This window comes from Streptomyces sp. NBC_00234 (genome assembly GCF_036195325.1).
In the GTDB taxonomy this organism is placed as follows: domain Bacteria; phylum Actinomycetota; class Actinomycetes; order Streptomycetales; family Streptomycetaceae; genus Streptomyces.
The window spans coordinates 666,800-686,586 of record NZ_CP108101.1 but is presented as its reverse complement, the minus strand read 5'-3'; the positions used below and the strand labels follow the sequence as shown (position 1 = coordinate 686,586).

Here is a 19,787-nt window from a genome sequence, read left to right as displayed (position 1 = left end):
GGAGCGGCGGAGCGTCCCTGCCTCAGTCGCTGTCGCGCGGGTCGAACGACGTGGTGTCGGTCGTCAGCGGCTCGGGGAACGCCCGGGCGACGAAGTCCCACGGAGTCAGCTTGAAGTTGGTGCTCTCCCTGTCTCCGTCCGCCGGGGTCGCCTCACCGTCATGGGTGATCAGCAGACCCTTCGGGAAGGCCGGGCCCAGAGGGACGTTGACGACGGTGGATCCGTCCGAGTGCTGCACCCCGTCCGTGGCGGCGCCGTCCGTGACGGCGAACGAGCCGACGTAGCGGTTGCCGCCCTCCCGCTCGTACACGGCGAAGGCGTTGTCGCCCTGGCTGGAGGCGAGCACGTAGCCGGCGCCGTCGGCCGCGTGGTAGACGGTGACGCCCTCGGCGTCCGCGCTGAGGTTCCTGCCGCCGAAGCCGGGATCGTGCGCGGTGTCGAGGACGCATTCCTCCTCTGCGGCGTCGTACGTCCAGGGCGTGCCGTACTCACGGACGCGGTCCATCATCTTCGGGGTGTCGAACTCCTCGTCGTCGAGTTCGATACGCCACAGTCCCACGGCTTCCTGCGCTGCGTAGAGGACGTGCTCCTCCTGGTCGACCGCCATGCCTTCGACCTGCGGGCGCTCGCCGGGATCGGCGCACGGTGTCCAGTCGGTCCCGTCGGGCAGCTCGAAGGTGCCGGGGAGATCGAGCGTGTCCTCGGTCCCGTATCCCACCCGGCCGCCGACGTCCTTCAGTTCGAGCAGCCGAAGACGGCTCTCCTCGCGCTGCGACACCACGACGTAGGCGTCCTCGTCGTCACTGAACGCGGCGAGGCCGTAGGACGTGTGCTGGTCGTCCACCTCGGACTCGCTCGCGGCGAAGACCGGCCCGACGTCCGGTGCGGTCACGTCCTTCAGCGGCGACCTCCCCGCCGCGACGGCGGCAGGGTCGATCCGGTAGGCACGTATCCGGTCCCGCCCCCGGTCGCTCACGAGCGCCAGGTCCGTCTTCCTGCCGCCCAGTTCGAAGCCGTACACGATGTCTACGTTGTTGAACCGGCCGGGCGAAGCGTCCTCGCCGGGTGCCGCCGGCGCGGCGATGTGCTGCAGCCTCCGGCCGTCGAGGGCGTAGACGTCGAGGCCGGCCTCCTTCAGGGTCCCGATCACGATGCTGCGCCCCGGGTGGTCGGGGTCGACCCAGACAGCGGGGTCGTCGGCGTTGGCGTTGCCGCCGGCCTCGTCGTCGTACACGGCGGGGGTTTCCACACGGGCGGCGACGGAAACCGGGGGCTGTGCGGTGGCTCCGGTGACCATCACCAGCGAGGCGGTCAGAGCTGTCAGAGCGGAAGCGCTCACGGTACTCCTCAGTAGCGTTGTGGACCTGCGCGACGCTATGAGGGACCGGTGTAGGGAGCACGACGGCACGATGAACTCGGGGAGTCTCGTCAACCACGTCTGTTCGGTGCGGAGTTCCCCCGTGGCCTGGCTGAAATGCTCCTTCACGCCTACGGGCAGGGCAGGCAGGCGAGGAGACGCCGCGGCGGAACGTCCGTCCGGTCGGGCTCCGCTGCGGGGACGTAGATCCGGGCGGGCCCGCCGGTCTCGATGTCGTGGATCAGCTGCTTCAGCGCCGGGGCCGCGTGCGGTACGGGCCGGCGGTCGTCCAGGGACGCCAGAGTGCGACGGGCGCGACGCAGGGCGCTGCTCCTGCGGCCCTGCCGGTGGTCCGAGAGAGCCAGTGCGTACCGCGCGACGAGGCAGGCCCACGTGTCGCCGCGCACCCCCGGTTGGCTGAGGGCGCGCCGGGCGGTGTGCCGGGCGGCAGTGGTGCCGAGTCCGGCCTGCGCGACGGCGAGGGCCGCGAGACTGACGGCGGTGGACGGCCCCGCGGGCGCGTGCGGGGGAGTGGTGTCCGCCGCTTCGCGGAAGTGCTCGGCCGCAGCCGCCAGATCACCGCGGTACAGGGCGAGCAGCCCATGGACGTGGGCGATGCGGCCGAGAGCCGCGTCGTCGCCCGCCATGACGGCCTCCGGCCAGGTGGTGCGCAGCAGTTCACCGGCGGCCCGCGGGTCGGCGGGGGCGGTGAGCCAGGCCGCCAGCCAGCCGCCGGCCAGTACGGCGGGGTGATCCGGGTGGCAGACCGGCAGCAGCCGGTGCAGGTACTGGAGCCCCCGGGCGGCCTCGCCGTCATGGACGGCCCACCAGAACCAGAGGTTGACCACGGCCGTCAGAAGCTGCGTCGCGTGGTCGGGCCGTTCCGGCATGTGGCGCAGCATGACAGCGAGCTCTTCGCCCTCGTCCCGGACCAGCTGGACGGCCTGTGTCTGGCGTCCGCTGTTCCACAGCTCCTCGGCCGCCTCCGCCACATGCCGGCAGTGCATGACGTGCCGCTCGGCGGCGACCGCGAACTCGTCGGCCTCCCGCAGCCGTTCGGCGCCGAAGTCGCGTGCCGTCCGGGTCATGCGGTACCGGGGCCGGTTCGGTCCGCCCGGATCGCCCACGGGCTCCAGGATTCCGGCCGCGCTGAGGCGTGTGAGGCAGACGGCCACCTGCTCCGGCGCGACGCTGCCGCCCGCCAGAGGAACTCGGCCGCCGCGGAGTCGAAGGAGGCCACGAACACACTCGTGCGTGCCCACACGATCCGGTCCGTCCTGCCGCAGAGCACATAGGCCGACGCGATGGCGCGTCGCAGGGACCGGTGGCGGGTCAACGGCATCCGGGAGCTGGCCAGCCAGCACTGCCGGCGGTGCAGCAGAACCGCCAGATCACGTACGTCGTGGCGGGCCAGTTGGTGCGCGGCCAGCTCGATGGCGAGAGGCAGCCCGCCCACGTCGCGGCAGATGTCCGTCACCGCCTCCAGGTCTTCGCCCGCGGCGCTGAAACCTTCCCGCACGACGTGTGCGCTGTTCTCGAACAGCCGCACCGCCGGCGCGAGCCCGTGGTCGTCCTCCACCGGCGCGGTACGCAGCGGCTCCAGGCGCAGCACGGCCTCGTCGCCGAGCCCCAGAGGCTGTCGTGAGGTGACGAGGACCCGCAGCGTCGGCAGATGCTGGAGCAGGGTCTGCACCAGCCCCACGCTCTCGGAGTGGACCGGGTCGACGTCGTCGAGGAAGAGAAGCAGCCGGCGAGCGCGCAACGCCCGGACCAGCTCGGCGGCACCGGCGTCCGGCCGCGGTTCGGTACCGGTCGCCGCGCGCAGGACCGCCGCGGTCAGTTCACCGTGCAGGCCGGCCCGCGTCCGCCGCCACCGCACGCGCAGGAGCTGCGTCCGGGCGCCGCGCGGCCCGGTGGCGACGAAGTCGGCCAGACAGCTCTTGCCCACACCGACCTGCCCCGCCACCGTGACCAGGCGGTGATTCCGGAGCAGGCTCCGCAACGCCGCCGCGTCCGCCTCGTGGCCGATCAAACCGCCGATCGGCGTCCTGCTGTCGGCCGGTGGTGCACCGGCGTTCTTCGGCACTCTGCTGCTCCCCGTACGTTCTCCGTCGGCAACGCCGCCGTCCGTACGGACGGGCGCTGCAGAACCGTCACTGCTGTGCCGGCACGGCAACCCCAACGCCTGCTCGGGCCAGAGGTGGCGTCGAACGGAGACAGATCACCCTCGGAAGCGACGACTCGAACGTGCGTGGCTCACGGGCCGCGGGTGGCACCCGCGGCCGGGACCGCCGTGGCGACCCGCCCCGGCACCCGTCAGCGCAGTGCCTCGGGCAGCTCCTCGCGGTGGACGATGCCCAGGCGCTGCGTGGCACGGGTCAGAGCCACGTAGAGATCACTGCTCCCGAACCGGGCGGGCTCCACGACCAGTACGTGGTCGAATTCCAGCCCCTTGGCCTGCCGGGGATCGAGCAGGACCACCGGGCGGGTCAGATCGGGCTCGGCACCGGCCTCGACGGCGTCCAGCGGCGCCGCGATCTCGTCGTGGAGCGCCGCCGGCGCGATCACCGCGAGCCTCCCCTCCTCGGGCGTCAGCTCCGAGACGGCCCGGGCCACGGCACCCGCCAGGTCCTCGCCGGAGTGCCTCGTCCACGGCACCTCACCGGTGGACCGCACCGAGCCGGGAGGCTCGAACGAGGGGTCCTCGGCACGGAGCACCCGGGCGGCCAGCTCCATGATCTCGGCGGGCGTACGGTAGTTGACCATCAGCCTGACGTGCTCGAAGCGGTCACCGACGTACGGCTCCAGGATCCTCTCCCACGACCCGACGCCGGCCTCCTCCGAGGTCTGGGCGGGATCACCGACCAGGGTCAGCGAGCGGGTCGGCGAACGGCGCATCAGCAGCCGCCACGCCATCGGCGACAACTCCTGTGCCTCGTCGACGATGATGTGCCCGAACGCCCAGGTCCGGTCACCGGCGGCGCGCTCGGCCGCGCTGCGGTGATCGGCCTCCTCCTGCCGGTCCGCCATCCGTTCGGCGTCGATGATGTCGTGGGCGGCGAGGATCTCGGACTCCTCGTCCTCGAACTCGTACGTCTCGGAGCCCCTCGACAGCGCCAGCACGCCCTGCGCGTACGCGATCCGCTCCTGGCGCTCCGCCTCCGCGGCGGCCCGCTCCGCGCTGTCGTCGACCCCGAGGAGTTCCGCCGCCTCGTCGAGCAGCGGTACGTCGGCAGGGGTCCACGTTCCCTCGGCGTGCGTGCGGCGGATGGCCCGGGCGTCCGCCTCCGGTACGTAGACGGGCTCGGCCAGATAGGCGGTGAGGAACTCCTCCGGATCGAGCGCGGGCCACAGCTCGTCGATGGCGGAGTGCACGTCCTTGCTGAGTGCGACGCCCTTGCCGAGCTGGGCGATGTCGTCCGGGCCGAGGAAGTTGGGGCCGCCGTACGGATCGGCACCGATGCGCTCGGTGAGTTGCTCGGTGAGTGCGTCGATGATCCGGAACGCGAAATACGGACGGGCGAGGTTGTGCGGCAGGCGCGTGTCGCGGGCCGCCTGCCGGGCCTCGTAGGCGATCTCCCAGTCGAGGACGAGGTCCCCGTCGTCGTGCGGGACGATCAGCGGTGCCCCGGGCTCGGGCAACTGCTGCCGGTCGCGGACGGCGAGGGCGAGCGCCTCCGCCATCGGCTCACCGCCCTTGACGGCCGCGGCGCGGGGTGTGTCGGTCCCTCGGGCGTGGACCCCGGGGAAGAGCTCGCCCTGCGTGGCGAGCAGGACACCGGTCTCGCCGAGTGCGGGAAGCACCTCGCCGATGTAGCTCAGGAAGGCCGGATTGGGGCCCACGATCAGGACGGCGCGCTTGGCGAGCAGCTCGCGGTGCTCGTACAGCAGGAAGGCGGCGCGGTGCAGGGCCACCGCCGTCTTGCCGGTACCGGGACCGCCCTCCACGACGAGGACGCCGCGGTGCGGGGCGCGGATGATGCTGTCCTGCTCCGCCTGGATGGTCCGCACGATGTCGGCCATGCGGCCCGTACGGGCGGAGCCGACGGCGGTGAGCAGCACGGCGTCGCCGCTCGGGTCCTCGAAGCCCGTGCGCTCCCGGTCCCCGAGGTCGAGGATCTCGTCGTGCAGCTCGGTGACGAGGCGGCCCTCGGTGGTGATGTGCCTGCGCCGCCGCAGACCCATCGGCGTATGACCGGTGGCCAGATAGAAGGGGCGGGCGACCGGTGCGCGCCAATCGATCAGAAGAGGTGTGTGAGCGGTGTCGTCCTCGCGGATTCCGATACGGCCGATATGGTGCGCGGTTCCGTCGGTGAGATCGATGCGGCCGAAACAGAGTGAGCCGTCCACCGCATTGAGCGCGGCGAGCAGCCCCGAGCGTTCGGCGACGAGCACCTCACGTTCGAGACGGGCCTGCTGACCGGTCCCGACGGGTGTCAGCGCGTCCTCGACGTGCTGTGCGGCGACTCCGCGCAGCACGTCGACACGGTCGTACAGCCGGCCGATGAATTCCTGCTCCTTATGCAGTTCGGCACTTTCCCGAGTTGACAACATGACTCCCTGACGGATATGGTGTTGCTTAGTGGCCCCCCTTGAGGGGCCTTTTCTGTGGGCGCACAGAAACACTCAATATACTCGTGAAAATCCCCGGTCCGCAATTGTGGACCGGGGATTTTCGCTATTCCCCGCAGGGTGCGGTCCGACCGTCGGTCTCAGCCGACGGGGGCGTCCGGCGCCACCGGGTAGGTCTCCAGTTCCGGAGCGGCCAGCAGCTCGGCGACCAGGGCCCGGGACCCGCCGACGTACGTGCTCACCAGGTCCACGTCGCCGCCCAGGCACCAGGCGCGGTCCTGCGGCCACCACAGGTCGGGGAGCTCGGCGAACTCGTCCAGGGACACGGGGGAGACGGCCTCGGCCAGCGTGCCGGAGAGCAGCACCTCCTCCCGTTCGGGTGTCGCGAAGGTCGGTACACGGCCGAAGTCCCACCGCCCGTAGCCGTGCCACAGTCCGAACCAGCAGTGCTCGGACGTCCCGGTGTGCCGGGCCAGGACGGGGATCAGGGCCTGGGCGACGGCGGGCGGCGTCGGGCCCTCCGCCGGATGCTCGTCCCAGACACCGGGCAGGCCGTACTCGGAGACGTTGTAGTAGTCGGGGTCCATCCCGGCCACCTCGTGCCAGCGGGTCCCCGGCGCCACCTCGCGTCCGTACGCGGCGGCCACGGTCGCCCACCGCACCGGCCGCTCGTCGAGGGAAGCCGGGTGCAGGACCCGGGCGTAGGCGTCGAACCCGGGCGCCGCGACCCCCGCCACCGTCCCGAAGTCGCCATGTCCCGGCCCGCGTTCGGTGAGCCAGCGGGCCGGTTCGAGATCGGATGTCCGTACGCGCAGGCGCCCGTACCGTTCGGGAGCCGGTGCGCGGTCCACCGGGGGATAGTCGTTCATCCGCACAGTCTGCCCGGCCGGACCATGTGAGCGGTCCGGCCGGGCAGCCGCGAAGGCCGCCGCGCGTCGGCGCGCGGCGTGCCGTGGCGGATCAGCGCTGGAAAGGCATCGTCCAGCAGTTGGAGGCGGTGGCCTTGCCCGCGAGCCGGTCGGTCAGCCAGGAGATCGCCTCGCCCTGGTCGGTGATGAGAGGCACCAGGTGGTTGGTGAGGAGCTTGTCGCCGAGGTTGGGCAGCTCGATGGCGTCGTAGCTGACCGCGGCGCCCTTGCGGCACCAGTCCACGGCGAGTTGGCGGGCCTGGTCGTGCGGCACGATGTCGTCCTGGACGCCGGTCGCCACCCGTACCGGGCCCACGGGCTTCGACCTGCCGATGCGCTGCTTGTCGAGCGCCGCCTGTGCCCGGGGCTCCGCGGCGATGACGTCGCCGAGCGAGGCCCCGCTGGTGGTCCACTTGGAGCTCTTCGTGAAGCCGTAGCCGAAGAGCACGTCGCCGACACACATGGTCGAGGCGTCCTTGAGAGCGGCCCGTCCGGTGGCGTTGATGTTCGCCTCGACGACCTCGCGCAGATCGGGGTCCGCCTGAGCGAACCCGTTCACCGACCAGGCCAGCGCGCCGGCCAGGGCGCTGCCGTCGATGCCCTTCATCACCGAGGTCAGGTCGGCGGGCGGCGCGCCGGCGTAGGTGCCTGCGACCTTGACGTCGGGTGCGTACGTGGGCTGGAGTTCGGCGGCCGAGGCGCTGGCTCCGCCGCCCTGGCTGTAGCCGTACAGGCCGACGCGCGCGTCGGCGGTGACCGACGCTCCCGGTACGGCGCGTGCGGCGCGGGCCGCGTCGAGCAGGGCGTGGCCCTGGTCGACGCGGTTGACGTAGGTGTGGAGCCGGTCGGTGGCGCCGAGACCGACGTAGTCGGTGACCACCACCGCGGCTCCGGTGGAGAGCAGGCGGTAGATCGCCAGGGCCTCGTAGCCGACCGAGATGGTCTCGCCGGTCAGGTTCAGCGGGTACTGCAGCGACAGGGAGGGCGCGCACTGGTCGCCCTGGCCCACGGTGCCCGAGGCCAGCGCCACCAGCGGGCGCGGACCGCCGCCCTTCCAGGCGGCCGACGGCTCGATGTAGGCACCGGTCACCGCGACCGGCTGTCCCGTCGAGTCCGTCGACTTGTACATCAGCCGGGTCGCCGTGCCCGGCATCGGGCGTCCGTCAAGACCGGGAATGGACAGACCGAGCGGAAGCGCCTCGCTCCGGATCAACGTGCCGTTGGCCGAGGGCAGTTCGGCGGGCGGGTTGTAGAAGGTGGGGATGGTCACGCCCCTGGACACCACGGGCTCCGAGCCCGTGACGTCGGCGGCTGCCGGGACGGCGTACGTGCCCACGCAGGCCGCGGCGGCCACGGCGACGGCCAGGACGCGCAGGGTGCCCGGTGCCTGGCGGGGGTGGGGGGAGACCACCGGAAGGGTGGTCGAAAGGGAACGCGAACGGGTGCTCTTGCGGCTCACAGCTCACTCCTCGCTCTGCTCCGATGCAGATGAGCGCAAGCTAGCAACGATCGCGTACCCAAGGTAACTCGTCGGTAAGTTACGCTCCGGTAACTATTGGTCCGGCCAACCGCACAGGGGTCCGCGGGCTCGTGGGGCGGGTGAGTCGGCGGGGTGAAGTCCGGCCCGTGGCTCCGGACACCGCTAGGGCCTTGCGTTTGCCCGGCATGATCCAAACGAGAGGCCCTAGGCTGCCAGTCGGAACCGGCACCGACCCAGGAGCGCACCCCATGCCCGACCCCGTTCAGCAGTACCCGTTCCCCGACGCCCTCCGAGCGGACGCAGCACCCGCGCCGCATCCCCTGCTCGCGCCGGTGCTCGGCCTGCTGGGCACCTGGACCGGCCGGGGAAGCGGCGGATACCCCACGCTCGACGCGGAGTTCGCGTACGCGCAGGAGGTGACCTTCAGTCATGACGGGCGGCCCTTCCTGCATTACGAGGCGCGGGCCTGGCTGCTCGACGCGGACGGTACACCGCTGCGCCCGTCGGCCCGGGAGAGCGGCTGGTGGCGCCTGCAGCCGGACGGACGTGTGGAGGCCCTGATCACGCAGCCCACCGGCATCGCGGAGATCTCGGCCGGCCGGGCGGGCGACGGCTCGGTCGATCTCGCCACCGAGCAGGTGGCCCGCACCTCCACCGCCAAGGAAGTCGCGGCAACCCGGCGCCGCTACACCCTGGCGGACGAGGACACGCTCGACTTCGTACACGATCTCGCCGCGGTCGGTCAGCCTCTGCAGCATCACCTCTCGGCGCGGCTGCGACGCGCGGGCGGAAGCTGAGTCACGGGCGTCGACGGCACGCCTCTCGGCACCTTGCACGAATCCGGCCGCCGGTGATTGCCGCGATTGCGCAGAGACGGCCGTCGGTCCTTGCTTCAGGCTGTGCGATCAAACGCAGATGTGATCCGGACGAAACCTCCGGTTCACCTTGACGCCTGGAGTCGCCGTGCTGTGGAGAAGGAAACTGCTCGTCCCGTTGGTCGCGCTCACCCTCGCGCTGTCCGCCGCGGCCGGTGGAGGTGCCGCCTCGGCGTCCACCCCCGCCGACACCGCGGCCGGCAGTGATTTCGCTGCCCCCGGCCCCTACGCCACCGCCGTCGAGGTCGGGGCGGTGACCACCCTGTACTACCCGCGCGACATCGCGCAGAGCGACCGCCGCCACCCCGTGATCGTGTGGGGCAACGGCACGTTCGCCTTCCCCGTCGTCTACCGGGACCTGCTGCTCCACTGGGCTTCCCAGGGCTTCGTCGTGGCCGCCGCCAACACGCCGCAGTCCAACCTCGGCATCTCCATGCGCGCCGGCATCGACCTGCTGACCCACCGGAACGCAGACCCGAACAGCATCTTCCACGACCGCGTCGACCTCGAACACATCGGCGCCTCGGGCCACTCGCAGGGCGGGGCGGCTGCCATCGTCGTCGGCGCGGACCCCCGCGTGGACACCATCCTGCCGATCCAGCCGGGGCCGCTGGCCAACATCAACGACGTGCACGTCCCGGCCCTCCTGCTGGCCGGCCAGCAGGACAGCATCGTCTTCCCGTTCCTCGTCAAGGCGTTCTACGACGCCGCCGACCACATCCCGGCCATCTACGGCGAGTTGCGCGGGGCCGACCACTTCACGGTCGTCGGCGACCCCGGACCGTTCGCCGCGCCGACCACCGCGTGGTTCCGTGCGCACCTCATGGGGGACCGGACGGCCGGCGCGGAGTTCTTCGGCCCGGACTGCGGCATCTGCGTCGACACCACCACCTGGTCCGACGTGCGCCGCAACGACCTGGCCGCCCGGATTCCCGCCCCGTAGACCCGGCCGCACGCTCGCGAACCGCCTCCGGACGCTCCTGCGCCCAGGGGCGGTTCGCCCCCGCACTTCGTGAAAGGACCGAGATGGACATCATGGTGACCACCCGGCAAGGGAGGGTCCGCGGCCGGGTCGAGGACGGGATCGCGACCTTCCTCGGAATCCCTTACGCCGCACCGCCGTTCGGCGCCCACCGCTTCCGGGCGCCCGCCCCCGTAGAACCCTGGGAGGGCGTGCGCGACGCGGTGCAGCACGGGCCGACCGCACCCCAGCGCCCCTATCGGCCGCCTCTCGACCAGCTGATTCCCGAATCCGACATCCCCGGGGACGGCTGCCTCAACCTCAACGTCTGGACCGCGGCGGTCGTCGACGAGCCGCTCCCGGTGATGGTCTGGATCCACGGCGGCTCGCTCCGCAACGGCTCGGCAAGCTTTCCGCTCTACGACGGGGGTGCCTTCGCCCGCGACGGCGTGGTCCTCGTCTCGGTCAACTACCGCCTCGGAACGGAAGGGTTCGGGGTGTTCCCCGATGCACCCGACAACCGCGGCCTGCTGGACCAGATCGCGGCCCTGACCTGGGTCCGTGACAACATCGCCGCCTTCGGGGGAGACCCGCGGAACGTCACGGTGTGCGGCGAGTCGGCCGGAGCGATCAGTATCGCGGCCCTGATGACCAGCCCCCGGGCCGCCGGTCTGTTCCACCGGGCGATCCTCCAGAGCGGCCCGCCGCACACGGTGCCGCGCGCCGAGGGCGCGAAGATCGTCCGTTCGATGGCGAAGGCACTGCGGGTGCCGGCCACGGCGGAAGCCTTCGCGGCGGTGGACCGGGAACGGCTGCTGGACGCCCAGGCCGCGGTGGTCGGCAAGGCCGATCCGATCAGCGGCGGAGCCGGCTTCCACATCGTGGTCGACGACGACGTGGTCCTCGCCGACCCCCCGCTCCCGGAGGTCGATCTGTTGATCGGGTGCAACCGGGAGGAGTACCGCCTGTGGTTCGTACCGACCGGGGCGGTGGACCGCGTCAGCGCGCTCACGCTGCGTCTGGCCCTGCTGAAGTTCCGGATACCGGGCCGGGTGGCCCGGCTGTACCGGTCCACCCGGCCCGGAGCCCGACCCGGGGTGATCCTCGGCGAGATGGCCACCGACCTGCTGCTGCGGGCCCCGCTCAACCGGCTGGCCGATTCCCGGCCGGCCCGGACGTACGTCTACGAGTTCGCCTGGGGCTCGCCCGTCCTCGGGCTCGGCGCCTGCCATGCGCTGGAGATCGGCTTCGTCTTCGACAACCTCCGCCACGGCGAGTCGCTGACCGGTCCCGACGCTCCTCAGCCGCTGGCCGACACCATGCACCGGGCCTGGGTCGCCTTCGCCGCCTCGGGAGACCCCGGCTGGTCGGCGTGGGGCTCGCACCTGCCGGTCATGGTCTTCGACCACCCCGGCTCGGGTGTGACGCTCGCGCCCCGGGAGGAGGAGATGCGCATGTGGCTCGAAAGACCCTAGGTCGTGTCCGCGAAGTCTCGTCCCGCCGACGGTACTTTGCGGACACTCCCTAGGGCGCGGTCCGGACCAGCTCCCTGGCGACCAGCGCCGCCTGGAGCAGCCGCGCCTCCGCGGGGACCGCGAGATCCAGACCGGTCAGGGTGCTCACCCGTTGCAGCCGGTAGTCCAGCGTGTTGCGGTGGATGCACAACTCCAGTGCGCTCTGGCGGCGGTTGTGGCCCCGGTCGACGAACACGCGCAGTGTCTCCAGGAGATACGGATGCGGGTCCAGCGGGCCGAGCTTCCCGGCCAGCCGCTTCAGCGGCTCGCCGGGACGGGCGAGCTGGTACTCCAGCAGTACGTCGTCGAGGCGGTAGAGGCCGGGCGGGCGGTCCAGGCGCCGGACGAGTTCCAGTACGCGTCCGGCCTCCGCAGCCGCTTCCGGGACGGCCGCAGGTTCGTCGGCCGGAGCGGCGGCGGCGAACACGCGCTGCGCCGTCTCCCGGGCGAGTCCGTCCAGCAGTCCGGGCAGATCGGAGCCGGCCGGCCACAGGGCGATCCCGGCGACGTGGTCCATCAGCACGGGGATGCCCGCGTGGGCGTCGAGCGACGACTGCACCAGTCTGGCCGGCGGATTCGACTCGAAGGCCAGGACCACCACCTCGTGCGCGCCGGCCACCGTGACCCGCGCGGCCCCCGCCAGTTCCTCGTACGGCCGGCCTTCCAGGAGCGCGGTCAGCAGAGCCCTTCGCACCCGCTTGTCCTCGCTGTGGAGGTCCTCCTGGACATTCAGGTGGGCGAGCACCACCGCGGGCATCGCCGCGTGCAGACAGGCGAGCAGCTTCGAGCCCGCCCCGGCCAGTTCCTCGGGCTCCGCCGTCTCGGTCAGCACCTGCCACCAGGCTTCGGCGCCGATGAGATAGGCGGCGGTGACCGCCTCCAGCGGCACCCGTTCCTCGGCCCGGCGCGCGGACCACTCGATGAGCCGGGTCAGATCACCCGGGCCCATCTCGCCGCCCTCCCGCAGCGCCCGGAGCAGCAGGGCGTGCACGGCCGCGATCGATCGCGTGACCTCGCCCTCCAGCGTCCGGCGCGGCAGCTCCCCGTAGAACGGAACCTCCGCCGCGCAACGCGCGACCACCGCCGCGGTGAGGGCGCTGCCCCGGGAGGCCATCCGGGAGTGAAGGTCGGGCATCGGCGAATCGTCACACCGCCCGGCCCTGCCGTCAATGATCGGCCGGTGGCGGACTCGCCCGGCGTTCGGGGCGGAGCGGCCGGGAGAGCTCGCCCGTGATCGGACGCGCCCCCCGGCCGTCCTCGTGGTGACGTCAGTTCAGCGGAGCAGGGGGCTGCGGGCCGTAGAACGTGAGCGGCGGCCAGCCCTTCGACTCGGCGATCGCGGACAGCGCGTTGGCGACCTCCAGGGGAGTGATGTCCTGCGCCGAGGGATAGCCGTTGGGCCAGTCCACCCGCACGCTGAACGACATCTCCATCATGAGATCGGACTCGGCCATGCTCGCGTTGGCCTCGAACTTGCTCCCCGGCGAGAACTCCACCGCGGTCGACTGTGCCGCGCTCGACCCCTCCGACTCCGTGCCGTCGGCCGAGGCCGTTCCGGCGGACGCGAACACCGCGCCCGCTGCCGCCGTCCCCGAATATCCGAGCAGCGATCGTCTGGAAATGTTCGACATGGTCCCCTCCTCCTGTCGTTCCCCCGCGTCACGAGGGAGCCGAGAAGGATCATATGAACGATCTTTCGGCGGAGGGGAGGCTTCCGGCAATGAGGTGCGAACCGGGGCCTTTCGTTCCGATCAGGCCGGTTCCTCGTCGGAGTCGACGATCGACTCCTCCAGCTTGCGCAGGAGCCGTGCGAGCTGGCGGCGTTCGGACGGGGACAGGCCGCCGAGCATCCGGCGTTCGTTGTCGAGATGCTCGGCGAAGACGGTGTCCACCGTCGCGAGACCCTTGTCGGTGAGACGCGAGTAGACGACCCTGCGGTCGTCGGCGTCGCGTTCGCGCACGATGAGACCGTCCTTCTCCAGACGGTCGATCCGCAGCGTCACTCCGGCCGAGGAGACCAGTCCGGAGTCGGCGAGCTGCCCGGCGGTGAGCCGGTACGGAGCTCCCGAACGCCGCAGTGCGGTCAGGACGTCGAAGCCCGCCACGGACAGGCCGTGACGGTCGATCGATGTGGTGAGCCTGGTGCTGTAGCGCAGGAAGGAGCGGTGCAGCCGGGCGAGGACCTCCAGCGGGCTGGTGTCCAGCTCCGGCCGTTCGCGCGCCCAGTCCTCGATCACGCTCGCGACGGCGTCCCGGTCCACCGGCCTCGATGCAGCCATGCCCATCCCCTCGTACGGCATCCGTCAGATTCTCACGGCACTGAGAATCTTACTGCTGAGGGGACGGGGCAGGGCCGGAGAGGGGCGGTGCGACCCCTCCTCACCCGCGCGAACGCCGCCGCAGCGTCCGGATCAGCACGACGGCGACCAGCACCGCCGCCACGGGTGCGGCAGCCTTCCTGAGCAGGACGGGCAGCGCCGCCGCCCCGAGGTCCACGGCCTCGGGCTCGGGCAGGAGGGCCCCCGGGGTGCCCGTACCCGTCGGCGCCGTGGAGCCGGAGCCGTGTCCGGTGTCCCGCAGCAGCTCTTCGAGGCGGTTGGCGAACTGCTGGACGATGCGGTCGCCGACCTCGGTCATGATCCCGCGGCCGAACTGCGCCGGCCGGCCGGTGATGTCGAGGTCCGTACGGACCCGCACCCGGGTGCCGGCCGGGTCGGTGACCAGCGTCGCGGTGACCGTGGCCGACACGGTGCCCGCACCGCGGGTCTCGCTGCCGCTCAGGTCGAGGTGCATCGAGCGGGCGGCCTCGTCGCGGGTGACGGTGCCCTCGCCCCGGTAACTCATCTGCACGGCACCGACCTTGACCTTGACGCGCCCGGTGAACGCGTCGTCGTCGAGGGTGTCCAGCACGGCGCCGGGCATACAGGGGGCGACCCGGCCGAGGTCGAGGAAGAGCTTCCAGGCGTCATCGGGTGCCGCCGGGACGGTGAAGGAGTGATCGAGCTGCATGCGGTGTCCAATCGAGGGGAGCGGCCGGTCGGGACCGGCCGCGTCGGGTCGGGCTCAGGGGCGGTCGGCCGTACGGATCAGCTCCCTCACGCGGCTCGGTGAGAGCGGTCCCCGGCGTACGACGACACCGAAGGGGCGCAGTGCGTCCTCGACGGCGCCGGCCAGCACCGCCTGCGGGGCGATCGCGCCGCCCTCGCCGAGGCCCTTGACGCCGAGGTCGTTCATGGGGCTCGGAGTGAAGATCTCGTCCATGTCGAGGTCGGGAATCTCCGAGGACGTGGGCACCAGATAGTCCATGTACGTGCCGGTGCGGGGCTGGCCGTCGGGGCCGTAGACCATCTCCTCGTAGAGGGCGCCGCCGATCCCCTGGGCGATGCCGCCGGTGACCTGGCCCTCCGCGATCATCGGGTTGACGATGTTCCCCGCGTCGTGGACGACGACGTAGTGCAGGATCTCGACCTCGCCGGTGTGTTCGTCGACCTCGACGACGGCCGCGTGCGCCCCGCTCGCGACCGCGAACCCCGGCGGCCGGAAGTGCACGGTCTCGCTGATCTCGGTGCCGTGGCGTCCGTCCGTGGGTTCGGGGACGCCGGGCAGCGGTGCCCGTCCGGCCAGTTCGGCCAGCCCGATCGACGGACCGCCGGGCTCCTTCGCCGCCACGACGCCGTCGCTGAGGTCGAGACGGTCCGCCGTGACGCCGAGCCGGCGCGCCGCCGCTTCGATGATCTTCTCGCGCACCAGCCGGCCGGCCCGGTGCGTCGCGTTGCCAGCGTTGACCAGCGCGCGGCTCGCGATGGTGCCCACACCGAACGGGGTGGCCTCGGTGTCGCCGCCCGTCACCTCGATGATCCCGAGCGGCACCCCGAGGGCGTCGGCGGCGATCTGCGCCATGGACGTGCGGTGCCCCTGGCCCTGGGAGGGCGCGCCGATGGCGAGCCGCACCCGGCCGTCGGGGGCGAGGTCGATCCGCGCGGTCTCGAACGGACCGAGCCCGGTGGCCTCGATGTACATGGCGAATCCGACGCCGACGTGCCTGCCGTCGCGTGCGCCCTCGCGCTGCCGCGCGCGGATCGCCTCGACGTCCGCCTTGGCAACCGCGCGGCGCAGCAGCTCGGGGAAGTCCCCGGAGTCGTAGGACTGGGGACTGCCGGAGCGGTCCACCAGCCCCGTCGCATACGGCATCTCGTCGGGGCCGACGAGATTGCGGGCCCTCAACTCCTCGGGCGCGATGCCGAGTTCGACGGCGAGCCGGTCCATCGCCCGTTCCATGGCGAACACCGTCTCCGGGCGGCCCGCTCCCCGGTATGGCGTGGCGAACGTGGTGTTGGTGAGTACGCCGGTCACGTCGATGTCCACGTGGGGGACGCGGTAGGGGCCGAGCAGATGGCAGAGCGAGTTGTACGGCACCACGAGACCGGTCATGTTGTAGGCGCCGAAGTTCACCGTGATCCGGTCGCGCACGGCGAGGATGTGCCCTTCGGCGTCCGCGGCCAGCTCGATGTGGTGGATCTGCTCCCTGGCGTGCGAGGACGCGGTGAGGTTCTCGTTGCGGTCCTCGCGCCACAGCACGGGGCGGCCGAGCCGGCGGGCGGCGTGGGGGACCAGCAGCTCCTCGACGTAGAGGATGCCCTTCTGGCCGAAGCCGCCGCCGACGTCCGCGGCGATGACGTGCACCGAGGCGGGCGCCAGACCGAGGGTGTGGGCGATCGCGTCCCGCAGCCGGTGGGGGGTCTGGGTGCCCGCCCACACGGTGAGCCGGCCGCTGTACGGATCCACCTGGGCGGAGATGGCCCGGGTCTCGATCGGGGAGGCCACGTACCGGTGGGCGTCGAACCGTTCGCTCACGACCGCGTGCGCGCCGGCGAACGCCGCGTCCGGGTCGCCCACCCGGGCCGCGACCGCGACCGCGGTGTTGTCGGGCAGGTGCTCGTGCAGCAGCGGGGCTTCGGGGGACAGGGAGGTCTCGGGGTCGACGAGCACCGGCAGCGGGGCGTAGCCCACCTCGACGAGCTCCAGGGCGTCCTCGGCGAGGTAGCGGTTCTCGGCGAAGACGACGGCGACGGGCTGTCCGACGTACAGGACCTTCTCGCGGGCGAGGAGCGGCATCGGGGTCATCCGGACCACCGGGTCGAGGAGTTCGGCGAGCCCCGGCGGGGTGCGGAGTTCTTCCTTGTTGAGCATCGCGGGAAGGTCCGCCACGTCCTCGCCGGTCCACACCGCGACGACCCCCGGAGCGGCCAGGGCGGCCCGTACGTCGACGGATTCGATACGGGCGTGGGCGTGCGGACTGCGCAGGAAGGCGGCCTCGACGCCGCCGGGCAGGGCGATGTCGTCGACGTACCTGCCCTGGCCACGCAGCAGCCGGTCGTCCTCGACGCGGGGGACGGAGCGGCCGATCAGGCCGCCGCCGTGCCGGTGCGGGTCGGAATCGTGGGACATGCGGGTCACTTCCCGAAGCGCTCGTCGAGTGCCTGGCACACGGCACGGCGGATGTTGCGGTAGCCGGTGCACCGGCACAGGTGCCCGCTCAGGGCGTCGGCGACCTGCGCCTCGTCCGGGCGGTCGGGCCTCTCGGTCAGCGCGGTCGTCGTCATCAGGAACCCGGGGGTGCAGAAGCCGCACTGCATTCCGTGGCACTCGTGGAAGGCGCGCTGTACGGAGGTCAGGGGGGCGTCGTCCGTGGTGAGGCCCTCGACGGTGCGGATCTCGGTGCCCGCGCACTGCACGGCCAGGGTGAGACAGGTGCGCACCGGCTCGTCGTCGACGAGGGCGGTGCAGGCACCGCAGACACCGTGCTCACAGCCGACGTGGGTGCCGGTCAGCCCCAGGCGGTCGCGCAGGAAGTCGCTGAGCAGCAGGCGGGACTCGACCTGCGCGGTGACCGCCCGCCCGTTCACGGTGAGGGCGATCTCGTGCCAGGCGGAGGGCTCGGTGAGGGGCGGCGTGCGGGCGGTCAGCGGAGTGGGGACGGAGGGGGTCATCGGCAGCGCTCCCAGGCGGTGGTGCAGGCGCGGACAAGGAGGTGGGCGGCGCCTTCGCGCCGGTACTCGGCGTCGGCGTGGATGTCGTCGGAGGGCGTGAGCCCGGCCCGGGCGGCACCGGCCGCCGCGGCGAGGGCCTGCTCGCCGGCGTCGCTGCCCACCAGCGCGGCCTCGGCGGACGGCAGGCGTACGGGGACGGGGGCGGCGCCGCTGAACACGACGCGGGCCTCGCGCACGGTGTCCGTGGCGGTGTCCCGTTCCAGCAGGACGGCCACCCCGACGGTGGCGAAGTCGCCGTGCCTGCGGGTCAGTTCCTCGAAGGCCCAGCCGTGGCCGGCCGGGCGGGGCGGGAACACGACCTCGGTCAGCAGTTCGTCCGCCTCCACCGCGGTGGAGAAGGTGGCGACGAAGAAGTCCGCGGCGTCGACGGTGCGGGTGCCACGGGGGCCGGTGATCACGAACCGGGCGTCCAGCGCCAGTGCGGCGGCGGGCAGTTCGGCGGCCGGGTCGTGGTGGGCGAGGCTGCCGCAGACGGTGCCCCGGTTGCGTATCTGCGGGTGTCCGATGTGCTCGACGGCTGCGGCCAGCAGCGGCCAGCCGTCCCGTACGGCGGTGTCGGCGGCGGCCCGGGCCTGGCGTACCGCCGCTCCGACGCGGAGGCTGCCCGTTCCGTCGACGTGGATACCGCCGAGTTCGGGTATGCGCGTGATGTCCACGAGCAGCCCGGGCCTGGCGAGACGCATGTTCAGCATGGGGATCAGCGACTGGCCGCCCGCCACGACCTTGGCGTCCCGTTCCTCGTCGGCGAGGAGGGCGACCGCCTCGCCGAGGGTGCGGGGGGCGATGTAGTCGAACGATGTGGGTTTCAACCTGCTGACACCGGACCTCTCTGGTCGTCGCGCCGTGGCAATCGACACGTGCAGATCTATCTAGTACCTAAAATGATTTACCCTAAAGTTTCTTCTGGCAAGAGGCAGCCGGAGATTTCCCCGTTCGAGGTGAGCGACGTGCGTCATGTCATCGACCAGGCAGCGGCCTGGCAGTCCTCCGGAGTCCGCTTCGCCATGGCGACCGTCGTACGCACCTGGGGCTCCGCGCCGCACGGCCCCGGTGCGTCCATGCTCGTGTCCGAGGGCGGACGGATCGTCGGCAGTGTGTCCGGCGGCTGCGTGGAGGCCGCCGTCTGCGCCATCGCGGAGGAGGTGCTCGCGGGCGCCGCGCCGACGGTCGAGAGCTGGGGAGTCGCGGACGGCGACGCCTTCGCGGCCGGCCTGACCTGTGGCGGCACGATCGAGGTGCTGATCCGCGAGGTCGGCCCGGACGTGCCCCTCGGCAGGATCGCGGCCGGTCTCGCGGCCGGCGTACCGGTGGCCCTGGTCACCCCCGTCGACGGCGGCGGGGGGCTGGCGGTCGGCGGCGGGAAGGTGACCGGAACGCTGGGAGCTCCGGAGAGGGACCGGGCGGCGGCCCTGGCCGCCGAAGGCATGCTGGGCCGGGCCGTCAGCGGGCTGGTGACCAGCGGAAACGTGGACGGCGGCGGAGCGGAATGCGCGCCGGGGCAGCGCCTGCTGGTGCAGTCCTTCGCGCCCCGTCCGCAGTTGCTGATCTTCGGCGCGGCGGAGTTCGCCCGCCCGTTGGCGGGCATCGGGGCCGTGCTCGGGCACCGGGTGACGGTGTGCGACGCCCGGCCCGCGTTCGCGGTGGCCGAGCGGTTCCCGGGCGCCGACGAGGTCGTCACCGACCGGCCCGACCGCTGGTTCCGCGCCCACGAGGGCCGGGTCGACGCGGCGACGGCGGTGTGCGTGCTGACCCACGACGACCGCTTCGACGTCCCCGTCCTCGCGCTCGCGCTGCGCAGCCGGGCCGGTTACGTGGGGGCGATGGGCAGCCGTCGTACCCATGCGGACCGGCTCGTGCGACTGCGGGAAGCGGGGGCGAGCGAGAGGGAGATCGCGCGGCTCGACTCGCCGATCGGGCTGGATCTCGGCGGCCGGGGAGCGGAGGAGACCGCCCTGTCGATCATGGCGGGCATCATCGCCGCACGGCGCGGCGGCAGCGGACTGCCCCTCGCCGGACTGACCGGGTCCGTGCACCGTACGTGATTGATTTTGAACGACTGTTTTTCTGAAC

The 19,787-nt window shown here is 72.2% G+C and carries 17 protein-coding genes; 4 read left to right on the top strand and 13 right to left on the bottom strand.

Annotated features, from left to right (window positions below; genetic code table 11):
* Nucleotides 1–22: 22 nt before the first annotated feature.
* From OG230_RS03025 to OG230_RS03000, 6 genes are all read right to left on the bottom strand, one after another.
* Entirely contained in the window at nucleotides 23–1,339 is a 1,317-nt protein-coding gene (locus OG230_RS03025) for a phytase (RefSeq protein ID WP_328908561.1), read from the bottom strand.
* Between the two features lie 149 nt (nucleotides 1,340–1,488).
* A complete protein-coding gene (locus OG230_RS03020) occupies nucleotides 1,489–2,445 on the bottom strand; it encodes a hypothetical protein (protein WP_328908560.1) in 957 nt (318 codons plus the stop codon).
* Nucleotides 2,442–3,443, bottom strand: a complete 1,002-nt coding sequence (locus OG230_RS03015; protein ID WP_328908559.1) for an NB-ARC domain-containing protein — start codon at nucleotides 3,441–3,443, stop codon at nucleotides 2,442–2,444. The genes OG230_RS03020 and OG230_RS03015 overlap by 4 nt, the downstream gene beginning before the upstream one ends.
* A gap of 230 nt (nucleotides 3,444–3,673) precedes the next feature.
* Nucleotides 3,674–5,884: a HelD family protein gene (locus OG230_RS03010; RefSeq protein ID WP_328911279.1), complete on the bottom strand. Its 2,211-nt coding sequence runs from the start codon at nucleotides 5,882–5,884 to the stop codon at nucleotides 3,674–3,676.
* Nucleotides 5,885–6,069: 185 nt separating this feature from the next.
* Complete coding sequence (locus tag OG230_RS03005; RefSeq protein ID WP_328908558.1) at nucleotides 6,070–6,798, bottom strand: hypothetical protein; 729 nt, start codon at nucleotides 6,796–6,798, stop codon at nucleotides 6,070–6,072.
* Between the two features lie 91 nt (nucleotides 6,799–6,889).
* Entirely contained in the window at nucleotides 6,890–8,296 is a 1,407-nt protein-coding gene (locus OG230_RS03000) for a lipase family protein (protein WP_443051481.1), read from the bottom strand.
* Nucleotides 8,297–8,565: 269 nt separating this feature from the next.
* On the opposite strand from OG230_RS03000, the gene OG230_RS02995 reads away from it, so the two are divergent.
* The 3 genes from OG230_RS02995 to OG230_RS02985 all read left to right on the top strand — a co-directional run bounded on the left by OG230_RS02995 (nucleotide 8,566) and on the right by OG230_RS02985 (nucleotide 11,628).
* Complete coding sequence (locus tag OG230_RS02995; protein ID WP_328908557.1) at nucleotides 8,566–9,114, top strand: FABP family protein; 549 nt, start codon at nucleotides 8,566–8,568, stop codon at nucleotides 9,112–9,114.
* A gap of 166 nt (nucleotides 9,115–9,280) precedes the next feature.
* Nucleotides 9,281–10,135 (top strand): alpha/beta hydrolase family protein, encoded by an 855-nt coding sequence (locus tag OG230_RS02990; protein ID WP_328908556.1) that lies wholly within the window; start codon nucleotides 9,281–9,283, stop codon nucleotides 10,133–10,135.
* Nucleotides 10,136–10,218: 83 nt separating this feature from the next.
* Nucleotides 10,219–11,628, top strand: a complete 1,410-nt coding sequence (locus OG230_RS02985) for a carboxylesterase/lipase family protein (RefSeq protein WP_328908555.1) — start codon at nucleotides 10,219–10,221, stop codon at nucleotides 11,626–11,628.
* A 49-nt stretch (nucleotides 11,629–11,677) separates the two neighbouring features.
* On the opposite strand, the gene OG230_RS02980 is transcribed toward OG230_RS02985, so the two are convergent.
* The 7 genes from OG230_RS02980 to OG230_RS02950 all read right to left on the bottom strand — a co-directional run bounded on the left by OG230_RS02980 (nucleotide 11,678) and on the right by OG230_RS02950 (nucleotide 18,526).
* The gene (locus tag OG230_RS02980; RefSeq protein ID WP_328908554.1) at nucleotides 11,678–12,802 is read right to left on the bottom strand and encodes a PucR family transcriptional regulator; all 1,125 of its coding nucleotides are present in this window, start codon (nucleotides 12,800–12,802) and stop codon (nucleotides 11,678–11,680) included.
* Between the two features lie 133 nt (nucleotides 12,803–12,935).
* Entirely contained in the window at nucleotides 12,936–13,298 is a 363-nt protein-coding gene (locus OG230_RS02975) for a hypothetical protein (protein WP_328908553.1), read from the bottom strand.
* A 120-nt stretch (nucleotides 13,299–13,418) separates the two neighbouring features.
* Nucleotides 13,419–13,952 (bottom strand): MarR family winged helix-turn-helix transcriptional regulator, encoded by a 534-nt coding sequence (locus OG230_RS02970; RefSeq protein WP_328911277.1) that lies wholly within the window; start codon nucleotides 13,950–13,952, stop codon nucleotides 13,419–13,421.
* 94 nt (nucleotides 13,953–14,046) lie between these two features.
* A complete protein-coding gene (locus tag OG230_RS02965; RefSeq protein ID WP_328908552.1) occupies nucleotides 14,047–14,676 on the bottom strand; it encodes an SRPBCC family protein in 630 nt (209 codons plus the stop codon).
* A 54-nt stretch (nucleotides 14,677–14,730) separates the two neighbouring features.
* Nucleotides 14,731–17,115, bottom strand: coding sequence for a xanthine dehydrogenase family protein molybdopterin-binding subunit (locus OG230_RS02960; protein ID WP_328908551.1), 2,385 nt, complete (start codon nucleotides 17,113–17,115; stop codon nucleotides 14,731–14,733).
* A 5-nt stretch (nucleotides 17,116–17,120) separates the two neighbouring features.
* Nucleotides 17,121–17,657 carry a (2Fe-2S)-binding protein gene (locus OG230_RS02955; protein ID WP_328908550.1) on the bottom strand — a complete coding sequence of 179 codons (537 nt, stop codon included), beginning with the start codon at nucleotides 17,655–17,657 and terminating at the stop codon, nucleotides 17,121–17,123.
* Entirely contained in the window at nucleotides 17,654–18,526 is an 873-nt protein-coding gene (locus OG230_RS02950) for an FAD binding domain-containing protein (RefSeq protein WP_328908549.1), read from the bottom strand. The genes OG230_RS02955 and OG230_RS02950 overlap by 4 nt, the downstream gene beginning before the upstream one ends.
* A 138-nt stretch (nucleotides 18,527–18,664) precedes the next feature.
* Between OG230_RS02950 and OG230_RS02945 the strand changes: the two genes are divergently transcribed.
* On the top strand, nucleotides 18,665–19,759 hold the full coding sequence (locus OG230_RS02945) for an XdhC family protein (RefSeq protein ID WP_328908548.1): 1,095 nt from the start codon (nucleotides 18,665–18,667) through the stop codon (nucleotides 19,757–19,759).
* Nucleotides 19,760–19,787 lie beyond the last annotated feature (28 nt).

Excerpts from the sequence above, each read along its gene's own strand:
- OG230_RS02965 (WP_328908552.1), bottom strand. The coding sequence starts at position 14,676 with ATGCAGCTCGATCACTCCTTCACCGTCCCGGCGGCACCCGATGACGCC.
- OG230_RS03020 (WP_328908560.1), bottom strand. The coding sequence starts at position 2,445 with ATGACCCGGACGGCACGCGACTTCGGCGCCGAACGGCTGCGGGAGGCC.
- OG230_RS02955 (WP_328908550.1), bottom strand. The coding sequence starts at position 17,657 with ATGACCCCCTCCGTCCCCACTCCGCTGACCGCCCGCACGCCGCCCCTC.
- OG230_RS02980 (WP_328908554.1), bottom strand. The coding sequence starts at position 12,802 with ATGCCCGACCTTCACTCCCGGATGGCCTCCCGGGGCAGCGCCCTCACC.
- OG230_RS02970 (WP_328911277.1), bottom strand. The coding sequence starts at position 13,952 with ATGGGCATGGCTGCATCGAGGCCGGTGGACCGGGACGCCGTCGCGAGC.
- OG230_RS02985 (WP_328908555.1), top strand. The coding sequence starts at position 10,219 with ATGGACATCATGGTGACCACCCGGCAAGGGAGGGTCCGCGGCCGGGTC.
- OG230_RS02960 (WP_328908551.1), bottom strand. The coding sequence starts at position 17,115 with ATGTCCCACGATTCCGACCCGCACCGGCACGGCGGCGGCCTGATCGGC.
- OG230_RS03005 (WP_328908558.1), bottom strand. The coding sequence starts at position 6,798 with ATGAACGACTATCCCCCGGTGGACCGCGCACCGGCTCCCGAACGGTAC.
- OG230_RS02975 (WP_328908553.1), bottom strand. The coding sequence starts at position 13,298 with ATGTCGAACATTTCCAGACGATCGCTGCTCGGATATTCGGGGACGGCG.
- OG230_RS02995 (WP_328908557.1), top strand. The coding sequence starts at position 8,566 with ATGCCCGACCCCGTTCAGCAGTACCCGTTCCCCGACGCCCTCCGAGCG.